This is a genomic window from Streptomyces sp. H39-C1 (assembly GCF_027158125.1).
GTDB lineage: Bacteria > Actinomycetota > Actinomycetes > Streptomycetales > Streptomycetaceae > Actinacidiphila > Actinacidiphila fildesensis.
Window position 1 is genome coordinate 146543 of the sequence record NZ_JAPVLS010000013.1, and the last position, 12915, is coordinate 159457.

Consider the following 12915-nt stretch of genomic DNA (forward strand, 5'->3'; position numbering starts at 1 on the left):
GCCGCCCTGACCGGCGCTGCCGACCGCGCCGACCTTTACCGGGGAGCCGCTGCCGTCCGTGACAGGCAGCGTGGCGGCTCCCGGCCACTGGAGCGTGACCGTCTTCGTCTCGTCCGGCGGGGTCACCAGCAGCCGCGTGATGCGGACGCCGGAGCCGCCCGACTTGTTGATCGGGTAGTCGATGCCGAAGTACGTCGACTGCCCGTCCTTGAGGATGGTCGAGTTGGACTGCTGCCCCGTGGACTGCGGATGCGGTGCCACCCACCTTGTGGTGATCTCGCTGGAGGGCGCCGAAGTCGTCGCTTCGGGAGGCAGCTACCTGCGTGCCAGATTCGAGCTGGTCAACTGGGCGGCCACGACCGTGTTCGACGGTGTCGGCGCCTTCCGCTTCCACCTGGTGCCGGACGCCGACCGTTCACTGCTGGATGGCTTCCTCGAACTACCGGCCCCCGCACCTTCGGCGCCTGAGCCGTCATGCCCCGTGGGCCCGGCGCAGCCTGCGTCGGCAGATCTGGCGATCGCTGGCCCGCCGTCGGCCTCCACCCTGCGGCCGGTTAGTCGATACAGAACTCGTTGCCCTCGATGTCCTGCATCGGAATGCACGAATCATTGCCGTCATACAGCGTTTGCACGTGTACCGCGCCGAGCGGGACCAGCCGTGCGCACTCGGCCTCAAGTGCGGCGAGGCGCTCGTCACCCACGAGACCGGTGCCGACCCGCACATCAAGATGCACCCGATTCTTGGCAGCCTTCCCTTCGGGGACACGCTGGAAGTAGAGTCGCGGGCCCACACCTGAGGGATCACTGCAGGCGAACCATGAATCCCGCTGCTCAGGCGGCTGCGAGCGCTTGAAGTCATCCCAAGTGGCAAACCCCTCCGGGGGCGACGGTACGACGTACCCCAACACCTCACACCAGAAGCGAGCGAGGCGCTCAGGTTCTGCGCAGTCAAAGGTGACTTGGAACTTCTTGATCGCTGACATCGGCGCACCATATCAAGAGGACTCTGCGGCTCATTTCCCAGGTGAGTCCCCGTGCCGGCGAACAGTTGCGGGGCAATCCTCAGGTCGCCGATCAGCATGAAGCAACCGCTCGCCCGCGCCGGGGACAGCAGGGCTGAGGGCAGTCCGGGGACTCCGCCGCCTGCATCTCCTCACCTGGCTGTATCGAGGATCACAACGACGTATGGGCGGCTGGCGGAATCCCGAGACGAGCGGATCGGTTGCCATGGGGGGAGCTCGATGCATATGCACATACCGACCGTTATGCACCTTCTTCTCATTGTTCTTACCGTTCCTCCTCCCACAAGGAGCCCTCGTGTCCCCCACCGCCCCTGCCGACCGCGCGGCCCGGATCCTGTCCCGGCCGGTCTCGCTCAACGGCCTGACCGTCCGGAACCGGATCGCGATGGCACCCATGACCAGGATGTTCTCCCCCGGCGGTGTTCCCGGTGAGGACGTGGCCTCGTACTACGCCCGTCGCGCCGCCGCGGGTGTCGGCCTCATCATCACTGAGGGCACGTATGTCGGTCATGAGTCGGCCGGGCAGAGCGACCGCGTTCCGCGCTTCCACGGTGAGGCGGAACTGGCGGGCTGGGCCAAGGTCGCCGACGCCGTGCACGCTGCGGGCGGCGCGATCGTGCCGCAGTTGTGGCACATCGGCATGGTGCGCAACGCGGGGGATCCTCCCTACGCGGACGCCCCGGTGGTGGGCCCCTCCGGGATCGGCACGGAGGGCGCCGAGGTCACCGGCAAGGCGATGACGCAGCAGGACCTGGACGACGTCGTCGAGGCGTTCGCGACGGCGGCTGCCGACGCCGAGCGTCTCGGTTTCGACGGGGTCGAGCTGCACGGCGCGCACGGTTATCTGATCGACCAGTTCCTGTGGGCAGGCACCAACCGCCGCACCGACGCGTACGGCGGCGACCCGGTGGCCCGTACGAAGTTCGCGGCGGAGATCGCGGCCGCGGTCCGCGCCGCCGTCTCCCCCTCCTTCCCCATCCTCTTCCGTTACTCGCAGTGGAAGCAGCAGGACTACCGCGCGCGCCTCGCCGCGACCCCGCAGGAGCTGGAGGCGATTCTGACCCCGCTGGCGGAAGCCGGGGTGGACGCCTTCCACGCCTCCACACGGCGCTACTGGGTTCCGGAGTTCGACGGCGCCGACCTGAACCTGGCCGGCTGGACGAAGAAGCTCACCGGCAAGCCCACCATCTCCGTCGGGTCGGTCGGCCTGGACGGCGACTTCCACAAGGCTTTCCAGGGCGAGGGCGCCGCCGTCAAGGGCATCGACGACCTCCTCGACCGTATGGAGTCCGAGGAGTTCGACATGGTCGCCATCGGCCGCGCGCTCCTCAACGACCCGCAATGGGCCACGAAGGTGCTGGACGGTCGGTTCGGAGAGCTGGCGGCCTACGACCCGGCGTCGATGAAGTCCCTCACCTGACGTCGGTCAGGTGAAGCCGCACAGCTGAGCCGACGTCCCGCTCGCTCACGACAACGTCTCCTGACCGGCATGAGCCGGCCCCGTTCATCGCCCCCGTGGCCTTGGACGGGGCCGCGCCGCAGTATGCGCTCACGCCTGACCGGTCAGGTCCGCGTGTGTGCGGAAGCTGTAGTAGCCGACCAGCGAGAACTGATTGCGGCCGGCCGGCGACGGCAGCGCGAACCCGCGGTCCAACAGCCGGTCGACGATCGGGCCGCAGCCATTCACACCAGGTACCGCGAACGTGCTGTCGTACATCTCCCCCTTGATGATCGGCGGTTGCTGGGACACCCACTGCGTGGGCCCGTAAGCGGTGGAGTTGATGGTCAGCGGTGCACGGTCGGAGCCGATGGCGCAGGTCCGCCGTGAGCCCGGGTACTGGAGGCGGAGCGTGATATCGATGGAGCCACGGATGGTGCCGTTTCCGATGAAGTCGGCGTGACCGGCGTACTCGGGCTGGATCCTCAGGCCGGGGATGCCGGGAACGGCGACCGACCGGGCGTGCATCGCGCCGAAGACCTGGCCGGTGGTGCCGTCGGGCAGCGGGCCCTCCGAGTGGGTGACGGTCAACGGCACGTCGACGGCGGGGATCCTGCCGGTTGCCAGGCGGATGTTGGCGACCATCACCTCGCAGCGCCAGGCGGCGGGATCGGCGCCCGACGGGAGCTGGGGACAGTCGCGGTAGTCGAAAGATGTGGGTATACCGGGGCCGGACGGTTTGGGCGGCAGTGCGGCGGCGTTCGACGCGGTGGCCGTGGCCAGTGTCAGTACGCCGGCGGCCACAGTGGCGGCAAGAGCGATGGTGAGACTCTTCGTTCGGGTCATGAGGCACAGCTTGGCTTCGGGCGCCGTCACACGACGTCCGGGGCGCCCCCCGCACAACCCTGACCGCACCCTGACACACGGTCAGGGGTGACGATTTCAGCGCCGTGTGCACGGGGCCGCCGGACCCAGCTCGATCCAGGCACCAACCCGCAGACAATGGGAGGCGTGAAGGCCACTGCGAGGGTACGAGCGCGGACGACCCACCGATGGGGCGAACGCCCGGTCCGCCGCCCAGGAACGCACGCCTGTCTGCGCGGCCTCTCAGTTCGTCGGGGTCGGCTCGTGCTGGTCGCCGCGGCGGTGGAACATCACGCGGTACTCCCTCGGCCGCCGGCCCGTGTGCCGGGCGAAGATGTCGCCGAACGCACCGGGATCGCGGTACCCGACGTCGGCGGCGATGCTCGCGACTGCCCTGTCGGTCGTCTCCAGCAGCTGTCTGGCTCGACGCACCCGGACCGTGTGCAGGTACGCGAGTGGAGTCTGGCCGGTTTCGTCGCCGAAGCGACGGAGCATGGTTCTCGTGCTGACGTGGAACTCCCGGGCGAGGACGGGCAGGTCGTAGCGGGTACTCAGGTTCTGGTCGAGCCACCGCTTGACGCTGAGCGAGAACTCCCTGCCCACCGTGGGTATGAGCCCTGGATCGACGTAGGGGGCCTGCGTGGAACGTGCATCGTCGACCAGGGCGATCCGCGCGGTGCTGCGGGCGATGCGGGGACCGTCGTGCTCGCGGATGAAGTGCAGCGCGAAGTCGTACATGGCGCTGAAAGCGGCTGTGGTCGTCACGCCCCGGTCCGTCACGACCAGACGCTCCGGGCGCAGGCGCACGTCGGCGTATCTGCGGGCGAACCGGTCCGCGAACAACCAGGACGTGGTCGCTTCGCGCCCGCCGAGCAGGCCGGCTTCAGCGACCAGGAAGGCACCCACGCAGATCGATACGACAGCGGTCCCCGAGGCCGCCTGTGATCGGATCGCAGCTACTTCCGGTCCCAGGCCGGCGAGTGTGGCGTCGAGATCGAGGGTGGGCGACAGCTCGAAACCCGGCACGATCAGGACGTCGACGGGGCGAACCGCCGAGACGTCGATGGCCGAGCCGCCGGACGCGATCACCCGTCGCCGGGGCGAGACGACCGACGTCTCATAGGCCGGCTCGAGCGATCCTTGCGCCGCGGCGACATGGGTGGCCATCGTCAGGAGGTCCGGGACTCCGAAGACTTCCGACGCGAAGCACCCGGGGTAGGCCAGCACCCCGACTCGCAGCGGACTCATGCAGTGCCTCCGACCATGTGACGGGTGGCGATATTACCGGGATACATGGCGATGCCGCCACTACTCCGGACGGCGGTCACGCCTCACCATCTGGGTCATGACCATCATGCGAGGACAGAGCGACCCCTTGGACGACTTCGCACGCAGGGCCGTCAGCGTCGATGGCGTCGATGGCGTCGACAAGACCGTGTACGTCGCCGGGTCAGGACCGGCCGTCATCCTCATGCCCGAGATGCCGGGTATCAGCCCCGACGTCGCACGGTTCGCGCGCTGGGTGCGCGATGCCGGATTCTCCGTGTACATGCCCTCACTCTTCGGCGTCGACGGCGCTTATCCACTCGCGGAGGCACGCGAGACCGTCGTCCGACGCGCGTGCGTCAGCGCCGAGTTCCGAGCCTTCGCCGGTGGCGGCACCAGCCCCGTCGTCACCTGGCTGCGCGGCCTCGCCCGCCTGGCGCACGCCGAGTGCGGCGGACCCGGCGTCGGCGCCGTCGGTCTCTGCTTCACCGGCAACTTCGCCTTGACCATGGCACTCGAACCCGCGGTCATCGCACCCGTGGTCAACCATCCGTCGCTTCCGCTCGACGACCCCGGCGCTCTGGAGATCAGCGACGAGGACGCGGCCGCCGTGGCTGAACGCATAACGAGAGACGGACTGAAGGTTCTCGCCTACCGCTTCGACAACGACACGTGGTGCACCGGCCGGCGGTTCGCGGCCTACCAGGCGCTGCTCGGCGACGCATTCGACGGCCGCGTACTCCAGGCGGAGACGGCGAACACCGACCCTCCGCCCTTCTTCCGTGACGTCGTCGGATGCGCCCACAGCGTCGTCACAGCACACCTTGTCGACCAGGACGGTCACCCCACCATGCAGGCCAGGAACGAGATCATCGAGTTCCTCGTCGAGCGACTCGGCACCTGAAGGTTGCGCTTACCGCTGTCCGTGCTTCGACACCGAAGTCGCCGCGCGATCCTCCCACTTCCCGAGGCAGGGTGCGCCGCACCTAGGAACCGCGCTCCCAGGATTGCCTCAGCCCTGGTTGTCACAGCTCACGACGGCGACAGTCGAGGCCATGACCTCCTCATACGCACCGGATTCGGGCCCACATCCCTACCTCGGGATGTGGGTGACCGCCGACGGGCACATCCGCCAGGAGTTGCTGCCCAACGGCCGCTACGACGAGGCTCGTGGCACCCGCACCAGCGCCTACACGGGCAGCTACCAGGTCACGGGCGCACGCATCGAGTACGCCGACGACTCAGGTTTCACCGCCTCCGGTGACTTCCGTGGCGACGTCCTGCACCACGCCGGCTATGTGTTCCACCGCGAAGGCGGGAAGCCGACTCCGTGATCACCACCCGGTCCACCCGGACGACCACCCCACGAGGGCGACTGCTGTCCCCCCGCCCCACCGCACGACAGGCAAGGACCAACCCATGAACCTCCGACGCGATGCGAGCGCACTGATCGACGCGTTGAACAACCAGTCCGGAGACCCCGACCGCCGGGTTCTGATCACCGGAGCCACCGTCGTCACCATGGATCCCGCCCACGGTGTCCTGACGTGTGCGGACGTCCTGATCGAAGGGGACATCATCCGTGCGGTGGCAACCGATCTGATCTCCCAGGGGGCGGCAGAGAACGCCGTGGTCATCGACGCGAAGGGCTTCATCCTCTCCCCCGGTTTCGTCGACACGCACCGGCACGCCTGGGAGGCGCAGTTGCGCCGGCTCATGCCGGACGTGAACGACCTCGGTGACTACGTGATGACCACCCTCGCCGGACTGGCCCCGGTCTACCGTCCCCAGGACATGTAGGTCGGCACCCGGCTCGCCGCCCTCACCGCGATCGACAACGGCATCACCTGCATGCTCGACTTCTCGCACAACTCACGCACCCCCGCCCACTCCGACCAGGCCGTCCAGGCCCTGATCGACACGGGCATCCGAGGTGTGCACGCCTCCATGGGCCCGCACTTCGGCGACTGGGACCGGCAGTGGCCCGGCGATCTCACCCGCCTGCACGACCGGTACTTCACCGGCGATCACCCGCTGCTCACCCTGCGCCTGGCGGCGCTGGCGACGGATGAGATCGCCGGACCCGACCTCGCCTACGGGCCGCAGCTCGCCCGCTCCGCAGCGGAGTTGGGCATCGGGGTCAGTATCGATGCGGTCCTCGGTGCCACCTCCTCCGCGGCCGTTCTCCGCTGGGCGAAGGAGGGCCTGCTGACGCCGCAGGTGACGCTCATCCACTGCACCGGTCTGACGCCGCAGGCCTGGCAGGCCAGGACACCGGAAGCACCGTGTCCCTGGCGCCCACCTCCGATGCCCAGATCGGCCTGGACTCCGCGATCCCCGCCATCGACGAGGCACTGGCGTCCGGCATCCGGCCGGGCCTCGGTATCGACGTCGAGGTCGCCCTGGCCAGCGACATGTTCACCCAGATGCGGGCTCTGCACACCATCCAGCGAATGCGGGCGGTCAACGCCGCCCACGGAACCACGGACCAGCCGCACCGGATCAGCACCCACGACGTTCTCGACTTCGCGACCCTCCAGGGCGCCAGGACCAACGGTCTCGGGGAGACGACCGGTTCCCTCACTCCCGGCAAGCAAGCCGACCTTCTGCTCATCGACGCCGAGGATCTCAACACCATGCCCCTCAACGATGCGGTCGGCACCGTCGTCCTGGGCTCGGACCCCCGCAACATCGCCGCCGTGTTCATCGCCGGACAGGTCCGCAAGTGGAACGGCCAGGTCCTGGGTGTCGACCTGCCGGCCCTGCGCCACGCGGTCACCGAGTCACGCGACCACGTCCTCAGCGCTGCGGCGGCCCAGGCCCAGAACCAGGGAGCGTCACCGAAGTAGCTCCTCCAACCACCGCCGGGAGGTGCCCCCGATCCGCCGCGGGACTCGGATTCTTTCTCCTGATCGGACTCATGTACCCGTGGGGGCAGGTGTTTCCCCGCTGGACCCTCGTTCTGTCCAGGCGCCGTGTACCGCGTCTGCTGCCCTTGATCCCGGCCTGGCTGACCGCGTTCGGCCTGTCGGTGTACGGGGTCTTCCTGGTGATCTACGCTCCGCTCGCCGCCCTCGGAGTATTGCCGGCCCCCGAACTCGACGCCGATCTCGGCGCCACCCTCTGCGGGACTCTCTGGCTGGCCGCCTTCGGTGGAATGGCCTCCGGCGGCCTGGGCTTCGCCCTCCTCGCGGCCGCACGCTCCTACTGCGCCCGGACCCGCCCCGCCTGCGCCACCGCGGCGACCCCGGAGGCCGGGAGGTTCGGATGAGTGGCCGTATTCCCCGCCGTCGGGCACGGAGCATTGGAGTGGCCGCCGGGCCGGTCGATGGCGTGGCTCCCGCACTCCCCCGGCACTGCTTCCTAGGGTCGGCGGTTGACGGACCGAGCGGGCGTCCGGCGGTCCTGTCGGCCGTGGGTGACCGCCCGTCACAGCAGCGGCGCCGTTCCATGCAATCGCGCGGTGCCGACCCTTTCCGCAGGCCAGTACGGCGACGGGCCGACCGTCCAGAACAGATGGGTGAGTCGTGAAACTCAGGACAGCGGGAGCACGAACGCGCGAACCTTCGGCAGCTGCCGGCCGCACGAACAGGGGGTGGACCCGGCGGCTGGCGGCTGTGTCAGGGCTGCTGTTGCTCTGTGCGCTGCCGATCGGATCGGCGGACGCGACGCAGGCCGGTGACGCGGGCCGGCCCGCCGGCCTGCCGCTGTACGTGTCCGACTACGGCAACAACCGGGTGGTGACACTGCCCGCAGGCGGAGGTGGTCAGACGACGGTTCCCTTCGACGGCCTGGTGCGTCCGACCGGTATGGCGTGGGACGCCGCCAGAAATCTCTATGTCTCCGACACCGGCAACAACCGGGTGGTGAAGCTGGCCCCGAACGGCGGGGAGCAGTCCGTAGTGGCCACCGTCGACCTGTCGCGCCCGCTGGGGCTGGCCGTCGACGCCGCCGGCAACCTCTACATCGCCGACAGTTTCAACGACCGGGTCGTCAAGGTGTCCGCCGACGGCAGCGGTCAGACGACCGTCCCCACCACGGGGTTGCTGCATCCCTGGGGGCTGGCGCTGAAGGCCGATGGGGAGCTGTACATCTCCGACTTCGTCAACGACCGGGTCGTCAAGGTCTCCGCGGACGGGAGCAGTCAGACCACCGTGCCCACCGTCGGCCTGTCCCAGCCCACCGGGCTGGCCCTGAACGCCAAGGGTGACCTCTACATCTCCGACAGCGGCAACAACCGCGTGGTGAAAGTGGCCGCGGACAGTGGTGAGCAGAGCACGGTGCCCATCGCCGGTCTGAGCGATCCGCTGGGACTCGCGCTCGACACCCACGGCGGCCTCTATGTGGCCGACGCCTTCAACAACCGGGTGGTGCGAGTCCGGGAGACGGGCGGCGGGCAGGTCACGCTTGCCTCCACCGGCCTCAACACGCCGACCGGCCTCGCGTTCCCGCCGATGAGCACACGGCCTGGGTGGAACTGAGCTCCCTCCGGGCAGCCGGGCGGCCGGGAGCACAGGTGTCCCGGCCGCCGCGGTGCATTGACCTGGCGTCTCAAGATGAAACCCGCGTTGCGGTGCCCCCGTGATGGCAGCGACCGTACCTGCCCTCAACTGTGCGGATCCCCTGCCTGATCGTAGTGGAGGTCGGCTGCTGCCGGCTGTCGTGGAGACTCACATGATCTTGGATCACCGTGTCCCCCTTCGGTTGGCATACCGATCCGAAGAAGCGCCTTAGTCTTGCCCGATGGCACGATACTTCGACGTACATCCCGAGAATCCCCAGCCGCGCAGCATCAGCGCTGTGGCCGACAGCATTCGGTCGGGCGCGCTGGTCGCGTACCCCACGGACTCCTGCTACGCGCTGGGCTGCAAGCTGGGCAACCGCGAGGGCATCGACCGCATCCGGTCCATCCGGAACCTCGATGACCGGCACCACTTCACTCTGATCTGCCAGAATTTCGCCCAACTGGGGCAGTTCGTACAGATCGACAACGACGTGTTCCGCGCGGTCAAGGCGGCGACACCGGGCAGCTACACCTTCATCCTGCCGGCGACGAAGGAAGTGCCGCGCCAGCTGCAGCACCCCAAGAAGCGGACCGTCGGCGTGCGCATCCCGGATCATGTCGTGACGCAGGCGCTGCTGGCCGAACTCGGAGAGCCACTCGTCTCCAGCACCCTGCTGCTGCCCGGCGAGGCGGAGCCGATGACGCAAGGCTGGGAGATCAAGGAACTGCTCGACCACGTGGTGGACGCCGTGGTCGACTCGGGCGACTGCGGCACCGAGCCCACCACCGTCATCGACTTCTCGAGCGGCGAGACCGAGATCCTCCGCCGCGGGGCGGGCGACCCCACACGGTTCGAGTAACCGCGCGTCCTGCCACGTGCCGTCAGTCCTGTTGGCGCCACACGTGCAGACCCCACCGGAACGTGTGCAGGTCGCCGGGTGCGAGTGCCACCAGACCGTCTCGGCTCCGGAAGGCGTTCGGCGGGCAGGACATCGGCTCGACCGCGATACCCCGGCGTCGCCGCTCCGGCAGGGTGTCTCCGGTATACACCTGCACGAACCCGGTGCCCTCCCCGAGCCACAGGTCGGTGCCGTGCGAACCCGAGGGGTGTGCGAGGCGCACGACGGCCCGGCCGGAGGAGTCCCGTTCCAGTTCGGCGAAGGCCGTGTCCAGGCGCTGCCCGCCGACGGCCTTGGCCGTGCGGAAGTCGAAGGGTGATCCCGTCACATCCTCGGCCGCGACGGGCATACCCGTATCGTCGAGTGGAAGCCATTTCCGGGCCGGGACAAGGAGCACCGCGTCGTCCACCATCTCGGTGCCCACGGTCAGGTAGGGGTGCTGGCCAACGCCGTAGGGTGCCGTGTCCTCACCGAGGTTACGTGCGACCACTGTCACCATCAGTCCGTCCGCCCCGAGCACGTACCCCACGCGGACGTCGAGGTGGAACGGGTAGCCGGGCTGCGGCCACAGGGTGGCGCCCAGAAGTACCCGGTGCTCCTCACGTTCCACCACCTGCCAGGACATCCAGCGCAGCAGCCCGTGAATGGCGTTGCCGCTCTCCGGCTCGGTCAAAGGCAGTTGGAGGTCCTGGTCGTTCCAGCGGTACCGGCCCTGGCCGATCCGGTTCGGCCAGGGCACGAGGAGTTGACCGCGGCCTCCCGTGATCCGCTCGTCGGCCGAGAAGCCGTCGAGCACCGGGCGACCCTCGACCGTGTAGTCGCGCAACGCACCGCCCAGTTCCACAATGACGGCGGTCTGCTCACCATGGCGCAGCAGAATCTGCTGCCCGGTAGGGCTCTCGGACACGTACGGCCTCCAGGTCGAAGTTGGTATCGGGCGAGGGCTACGGGTGACCGCCGGAAACGTCCGCGGGAAGGTCGGCGGGAACGTCGGCTGGAACCGGGGTGAGTCGGAGCGAGATGACGTAGGACACCACGACCGCGACGATCACCAGCGGCATCACGGTGAGACCCTCCGCTCCCAGCAGCAGCGTGGCCAGCAGCACCGAGGTCATCGGCAGTTTCAGCATCGCCACACACATCGCGCCGATGCCCATCGCGAAGCCGGACGTCACGTCCAGTCCGGGCAGATGGGCGAGGGCGAGCCCGCCCGCCGCTCCCACGAACATCGCGGGAAAGATTGGGGCCTCCCCGGAAGCTGCTCAGGGACACGCTGTACGCGAGCGCCTTGCAGACCACGAGTACCACGAGGGTGCCCACCGAGTACCCGGCATACCCTTCGAGCAGGGGGTCGAGCGCGCTCTGCCCGGAGTACAGCACCCCGGACGCCTCCTTGCCCGTCCCTTCGGCGTAGACCAGCGCGATCACGCCGACCACCGTGCCGGCCAACACGGTGGCCACCACCCGCCTCCGCTCAACCCGTGCTTGCAGGAAGAGGGCGAGCCGGCGGATCCCCGTGCCGACGAGGGCCGCTGCCACCCCGACCACGATGGCCCAGCCGAACGCGGCGATGTCGGGCCGGTCGGTGTGCGGCACCTGCTGCAGGCCCAGAGAGTAGGTGCCCAGGCCGGTCCACGAGCCCAGGCCGGTGAAGATGAGCGAGCCGACTCCGGCCGCGAGCAGCCCCGGAACCAGGACCATCCCGAGCATTGCCCCGCCGAGTCCGGACGCTTCCATCAGGAGGAACGCTCCGAGCAGCGGGGACCCCAGCAGCGCGCTGATGGCGGCGAAGCTCCCGGCGACCCCCACCACGGCGGTCGCGTCCGGCGGAAAGTCCTTCTTGACCAGGCGTACGGCGCCGACGGCCAGCCCGCTGCCGAGCGCGATCAGCGGCGCCTCGGGGCCGAGGACGGCGCCCAGGACGAGCGAGGCGACGCTTGCGAGCGCGATGCCGGGCAGATCGATCGCCGGTGTCGGACCCGTGGCCGCGAGCCCCTCGGCCGGTTTGTGGCCGCCCCCGCCCGGCAGGTACCGGATGGTCAGGCCGACCAGGAGTCCCGCCAGGGCGACGAGCGGCACCGGCCACCAGGACGGCGTTCCGTGGAAGCCCAGTGCCATGGGCAGATCCTTGTAGGTCAGCGACTGGAGTTCGGAGACGAGGGCGAGATAGCCGAACGCCGCCGCCGAGACCGGGACACCGAGCACCGCGGCCACCACCAGCAGGACCGGATACCCGCGGGCGCGGACCAGGGCGAAAGGGTCCTTGGGGATCGCCCCCGGCTGTCCGACACCGTCGGCCGACATGATCACCGTCTCTCAGCACTGGCGGGCGGGCACGCGAGGTCTTCCCTGCCGTGATATCACGCGACGACGATGCTCCCGGGTGTGCCGGTGCCTACCGGACGACGACGGCCGGGTTGCCATTCCGATGGCCCAGCGTCCTGACCGGAACGCTCCGGACGGGGCGCCGTCCGTATCCCCCTCCCGGCCCGCTCAGGAGGAGTCGGGTTCGGTCTGCGCGGCGGTGACCCGGCCGTCCTTGACCGCCTTCACCAGCGCCTGGTGGTCTCGCTCGTTCTGGTCGGCGTAGCTCTCGGCGAAGGTCGTCAGTGCACGGTCGAAGACGTCGCCGCGCCCCAGGTATCCGGCGATCGCGATCCGGTCACCGGACCTCGCGTGGGCGCGGGCCAGGGTGGTGCCACAGACCTCGCCGAACGCCCTCATGCCCCTCGGCACCATCAGTTCCGGCTGGGCGATGCCCTTCCAGTCACGCAGCTGACGGATGTAGAAGTCACGGCGCCGCCCGTCGATCCCGTCCACCCGCTGCCAGCCGAGGAAGATGTCGCTCGCGGCCTGCATCAACCGCTGCCCCGCAACCACCCGCTCGCCCTGGTTCTCGTATTCGCTCGCGCCCACATAGGG

The 12915-nt window shown here is 69.1% G+C and carries 14 protein-coding genes and 2 pseudogenes; 8 read left to right on the forward strand and 8 right to left on the reverse strand.

What is annotated here, in order from left to right; all coding sequences use genetic code 11:
- Positions 1-216, reverse strand: a pseudogene (locus O3W51_RS48795) (DUF4232 domain-containing protein); the annotation flags it as partial.
- A 338-nt stretch (positions 217-554) separates the two neighbouring features.
- Complete coding sequence (locus tag O3W51_RS11855) at positions 555-983, reverse strand: VOC family protein (RefSeq protein WP_138351753.1); 429 nt, start codon at positions 981-983, stop codon at positions 555-557.
- 334 nt (positions 984-1317) lie between these two features.
- Between O3W51_RS11855 and O3W51_RS11860 the strand changes: the two genes are divergently transcribed.
- Positions 1318-2442, forward strand: coding sequence for an NADH:flavin oxidoreductase (locus O3W51_RS11860; RefSeq protein ID WP_244808940.1), 1125 nt, complete (start codon positions 1318-1320; stop codon positions 2440-2442).
- Positions 2443-2571: 129 nt separating this feature from the next.
- On the opposite strand, the gene O3W51_RS11865 is transcribed toward O3W51_RS11860, so the two are convergent.
- Positions 2572-3306 (reverse strand): hypothetical protein, encoded by a 735-nt coding sequence (locus O3W51_RS11865; protein ID WP_269285627.1) that lies wholly within the window; start codon positions 3304-3306, stop codon positions 2572-2574.
- A 261-nt stretch (positions 3307-3567) separates the two neighbouring features.
- Positions 3568-4572, reverse strand: a complete 1005-nt coding sequence (locus O3W51_RS11870; RefSeq protein WP_138351756.1) for a GlxA family transcriptional regulator — start codon at positions 4570-4572, stop codon at positions 3568-3570.
- Between the two features lie 97 nt (positions 4573-4669).
- Between O3W51_RS11870 and O3W51_RS11875 the strand changes: the two genes are divergently transcribed.
- From O3W51_RS11875 to O3W51_RS48425, 3 genes are all read left to right on the forward strand, one after another.
- The gene (locus tag O3W51_RS11875; protein ID WP_232485481.1) at positions 4670-5494 is read left to right on the forward strand and encodes a dienelactone hydrolase family protein; all 825 of its coding nucleotides are present in this window, start codon (positions 4670-4672) and stop codon (positions 5492-5494) included.
- 151 nt (positions 5495-5645) lie between these two features.
- Positions 5646-5924 (forward strand): Atu4866 domain-containing protein, encoded by a 279-nt coding sequence (locus O3W51_RS11880; protein WP_138351757.1) that lies wholly within the window; start codon positions 5646-5648, stop codon positions 5922-5924.
- A gap of 85 nt (positions 5925-6009) precedes the next feature.
- The gene (locus O3W51_RS48425) at positions 6010-6390 is read left to right on the forward strand and encodes a hypothetical protein (RefSeq protein WP_306665001.1); all 381 of its coding nucleotides are present in this window, start codon (positions 6010-6012) and stop codon (positions 6388-6390) included.
- Between the two features lie 72 nt (positions 6391-6462).
- On the opposite strand, the gene O3W51_RS48430 is transcribed toward O3W51_RS48425, so the two are convergent.
- Positions 6463-6825 (reverse strand): hypothetical protein, encoded by a 363-nt coding sequence (locus O3W51_RS48430; RefSeq protein WP_331284060.1) that lies wholly within the window; start codon positions 6823-6825, stop codon positions 6463-6465.
- 50 nt (positions 6826-6875) lie between these two features.
- Between O3W51_RS48430 and O3W51_RS48435 the strand changes: the two genes are divergently transcribed.
- The 4 genes from O3W51_RS48435 (at position 6876) to O3W51_RS11900 (ending at position 9954) form a co-directional block, all read left to right on the forward strand.
- Positions 6876-7439 (forward strand): amidohydrolase family protein, encoded by a 564-nt coding sequence (locus O3W51_RS48435; RefSeq protein WP_307811519.1) that lies wholly within the window; start codon positions 6876-6878, stop codon positions 7437-7439.
- 71 nt (positions 7440-7510) lie between these two features.
- Positions 7511-7861, forward strand: coding sequence for a hypothetical protein (locus O3W51_RS11890; protein ID WP_187144690.1), 351 nt, complete (start codon positions 7511-7513; stop codon positions 7859-7861).
- 346 nt (positions 7862-8207) lie between these two features.
- Positions 8208-9071, forward strand: coding sequence for a virginiamycin B lyase family protein (locus tag O3W51_RS11895; protein WP_198358001.1), 864 nt, complete (start codon positions 8208-8210; stop codon positions 9069-9071).
- Between the two features lie 262 nt (positions 9072-9333).
- The gene (locus O3W51_RS11900; protein ID WP_138351759.1) at positions 9334-9954 is read left to right on the forward strand and encodes an L-threonylcarbamoyladenylate synthase; all 621 of its coding nucleotides are present in this window, start codon (positions 9334-9336) and stop codon (positions 9952-9954) included.
- A gap of 22 nt (positions 9955-9976) precedes the next feature.
- Here the strand turns inward: O3W51_RS11900 and O3W51_RS11905 are convergent, their stop codons facing one another.
- The 3 genes and pseudogenes from O3W51_RS11905 to O3W51_RS11915 form a co-directional block, all read right to left on the reverse strand.
- Positions 9977-10900, reverse strand: a complete 924-nt coding sequence (locus O3W51_RS11905; RefSeq protein ID WP_187144692.1) for an aldose 1-epimerase family protein — start codon at positions 10898-10900, stop codon at positions 9977-9979.
- 37 nt (positions 10901-10937) lie between these two features.
- A pseudogene (locus tag O3W51_RS11910) lies at positions 10938-12297 on the reverse strand (chloride channel protein).
- Between the two features lie 189 nt (positions 12298-12486).
- The coding region (locus O3W51_RS11915; protein ID WP_269285631.1) for a DUF2252 family protein at positions 12487-12915 on the reverse strand (429 nt) is incomplete at its 5' end.